Raw genomic sequence first — 3,353 nt, forward strand, 5'->3', positions numbered from 1 at the left:
TGCCGTAGCGTCGGGCCAGCGTTGCCAGCAGCGTTTCCGACAGGTCCGGGTACTGCGCCTGCAGTTTCGCCAGCACCACCGGCGCCGCGCCGAGGTCGCCGCCGGGCAAGGGCGCGCCATCGGCGGTCCACGCCGGTTCGCTACGGTCCAGGGCCGCGCCGAGCTGGTCCATGGCTTCTTCGGCCAGGGTGCGATACGTGGTGAGCTTGCCGCCCAGAACGCTCAGCAGCGGCGCCTGGCTGGCGTCCAGTTGCAGGCGGTAATCGCGGGTGACCTTCGCCGCGTCATGGTGGTGGTCGGCCAGCAGCGGCCGCACCCCGCTGTACTGCCAGACCACGTCGGCCGGCTGCACCGGCGTGCGCAACCAGCGGTTGGCCGCCGCGCACAGGTACGCCACCTCGCTGCTGGCGGTTTCCACCTGCGCCGGGTCGCCGTCGTAGTCCACATCGGTGGTGCCGATCAGGGTGAAGTCCTGCTCGAACGGCAGCACGAACACGATGCGCTGGTCCGGCTGCTGCAGCAGGTAGGCGCTGTCGTGCACATACAGGCGGGGCACCACGATGTGGCTGCCCTGGACCAGCCGCAGCCCGATCGGCGCATCCATGCCGGCGCGCTCCAGCAGGTTGCCGGCCCACGGCCCGGTGGCGTTGACCACGGCGCGGGCCCGCAGGCGCTGCACGCTGCCATCGGCGTGGCGTAGTACGGCCCACCAGTGGTCGCGGTGGCGGATCAGCTGTTCGCAGCGGGTGCGCACGTGGATCCGCGCGCCGCGTTCGTGCGCATCCAGTGCGTTGAGCAGGACCAGCCGCGCATCATCCACGCGGGCATCGGAATAGGTGAAGCCCGTGCGGAAGCCCGGTTGCAGCACCGCACCGCGGGGGTCGCTGCGCAGGTCCAGCCGCCGCGAGCGCGGGAACGCGCTGCCGGCGTGGCCCAGGTGGTCGTACAGCCACAGCCCGGCGTGCAGCATCCAGCCCGGCCGCAGGTGCGCGGCATGCGGCAGTACGAAGCGGGTAGGCACCACCAGGTGCGGGGCCAGCCGCTGCAACACGCTGCGCTCGCGCAGCGCCTTGCGGACCAGTCCGAATTCGCCGTACTGCAGGTAGCGCAGGCCGCCGTGGATCAGCTTGGTACTGGCACTGGAGGTGTGTGAGGCCAGGTCGTCCTGTTCGCACAGGCATACCGACCAGCCGCGCCCGGCCGCGTCGCGGGCGATGCCGGCGCCGTTGATGCCGCCCCCCACCACCAGCACGTCGAGCAGGTCCTGTCCGGTTCCGGTGTCGCCCATGCGCGCTCCCCCGTTTCGCGTCCGGGCCAGTATTGCCGGGCGCGGGGCAAGGCGGAATGAAAGGACGGCTGAAACAACAACGGGCCCGCGAGGGGCCCGTTGCGTTACTGCGTGTTGGCTTGCAGGTGCTTAGAAGCGGGCACCGATACCGAAGCCCACGGTCCACGGATCCAGCTTGGCCTTGTCGCCGGTCTTGTCACCGTTGACGGTCAGTTCCGGGCGCGAATGCATGTAGCGGGCATCGGCACGGGCGAACCAGGTGCTGTTGATGTTCATGTCCACGCCCACGGTGCCGATGGCGCCCTTGGCGGTTTCCAGACCGATGTGACCGACGTCGCTGGCCAGGTCTTCATTGCTGAAGTTGGACTCGTAGTAACCGACGCCCACGAACGGACGGAACACGTTGTCGGCCTGGCCGAAGTGGTACTGGCCGCTCAGCGCGATCGGCTGCTGCTCAACGGTGCCCAGGCGCGCACCGTTGGTGCCGCGCACGCGGTGGTCGAACTTGTCGGCTGCGCCCCACAGTTCCACGGCCCAGTTGTCGTTGATGTAGTAGCTGAAGCTGACCGTCGGGGCCGGGCCACCGTCCACCTTGCGCACGCCGTCGATGGGATCGTTCTTGGGCTGCAGCAGCGACACGCCGCCGACCACGGCAAAATGCTTGCCCGAGGCGGTGTCGTCGGTGGTGGTGGTGTCCTGCGCGAATGCGGCCGGTGCAAAGGCCAGTGCGGTCAGGGTTGCCAGGGTCAGGGTGCGGATGGAGCGCATGGGGGAATCTCCTCAGGTATTTTTTTGTTCTTGACCCCGTTGCTTCCGGGGCGAGGCAAACGTAGTCCCCGCAACATGAATCGAATCCGACGCGCGTTAAATTTTAGTTTGTTCCGTTCAGCGAACAGCGGAAAATCCCTGCATTCGCGGGCAATGAGGCCGGCGATGATGTTCATGCACCTGTTGGAGATGTGATGGAAGCAACCACGTGCATCGGCTTTCCCGCGCAGGTATCGCCGCAGTGCCGCGTGCTGGTGCTGGGCTCGATGCCCGGCGTGGCGTCGCTGCAGGCCGCGCAGTACTACGCGCATCCGCGCAATCGGTTCTGGCCGCTGATGCAGCTGTTGTGCGAGGTGGATGCAACGCTTGCCTACCCCGCACGCATCGCTGCCTTGAATGCCGCAGGTGTGGGTCTGTGGGATGTTATCGGGCGCTGCGAGCGACGGGGCAGCCTGGATGCGTCGATCGTGCGCGGAAGCGACGTGCCCAATGCGCTGCCCGCACTGATCGCCGGGTTGCCCGGGCTGCGGGCCATCGCCTGCAACGGTGGCACCGCCTACCAGCTCTTCATGGCCCGCATCGCACCGGCGTTGCCGGCTACCGGGGGCGCGCCGGTGGTCTGGTCGCTGCCGTCCACCAGCCCGGCCAATGCGGCCTGGTCGTTGCCCCGGCTGCAGGCGGCCTGGCAGCCGCTGGCGGACGCGCTGCAGGCGTGAGCGCCTGGCCCGGGCCGGACAATACGGTACCGACTGGAAAATCCTGCTTCGTGCTGTACCAAGCGCAAGCCCGCCAAGGCAGGCCGCTGCAACAGCTTGTCCCGGGACAGGGTCAGCAAAAAATCGTCCAGCCGGTTGGCGCTGCCGCCTCCTGCCCTACAATAGGCGATTCCCTACACCAGATTGCCGGAGTTATCCCCATGGCCGAAATCAAGGAAGCACTTGTCCCCGATATCGGTGACTACAGCGATATCCCGGTAATCGAGGTGCTGGTCGCCGTTGGTGACACCGTCAAGAAGGACCAGGGCCTGGTCACGCTGGAATCGGACAAGGCCACGATGGAAGTGCCGTCCTCGGTGGCAGGCGTGGTCAAGGAGATCAAGGTCAAGATCGGCGACAACCTGTCCGAGGGCAAGGTCGTGGCGCTGATCGAAGTGGCCGAAGGCGAGGCCAAGCCGGCCGCCGCCGCTGCCCCGGCTGCCGCCGCCAAGACCGAAGCCGCCGAAACCGCGACCAAGGTCGAGCCGGTCGCCGCCCCGGCGCAGCCGGACAAGCTGGCCGCCCGCGAGATCGAGCAGGCC

4 protein-coding genes are annotated in these 3,353 nt (G+C 67.8%); 2 read left to right on the forward strand and 2 right to left on the reverse strand.

From position 1 onward, the window contains the following. Nucleotides 1-1,288, reverse strand: a 1,288-nt coding sequence (gene glpD / locus DBR34_RS18820; RefSeq protein WP_258224126.1) for a glycerol-3-phosphate dehydrogenase, incomplete at its 3' end; no start/stop codon positions are given. Nucleotides 1,289-1,417: 129 nt separating this feature from the next. Next, complete coding sequence (locus DBR34_RS18825; protein WP_038686081.1) at nt 1,418-2,056, reverse strand: OmpW family outer membrane protein; 639 nt, start codon at nt 2,054-2,056, stop codon at nt 1,418-1,420. Between the two features lie 194 nt (nt 2,057-2,250). Between DBR34_RS18825 and DBR34_RS18830 the strand changes: the two genes are divergently transcribed. Then, complete coding sequence (locus DBR34_RS18830; protein ID WP_128097909.1) at nt 2,251-2,772, forward strand: DNA-deoxyinosine glycosylase; 522 nt, start codon at nt 2,251-2,253, stop codon at nt 2,770-2,772. A 200-nt stretch (nt 2,773-2,972) separates the two neighbouring features. Next, a partial coding sequence (locus DBR34_RS24020; protein WP_308812569.1) for a biotin/lipoyl-containing protein occupies nt 2,973-3,353 on the forward strand: 381 nt, incomplete at its 3' end.

The organism is Stenotrophomonas sp. HMWF003, from assembly GCF_003061285.1.
Classification (GTDB): Bacteria; Pseudomonadota; Gammaproteobacteria; order Xanthomonadales; family Xanthomonadaceae; genus Stenotrophomonas; species Stenotrophomonas maltophilia_AP.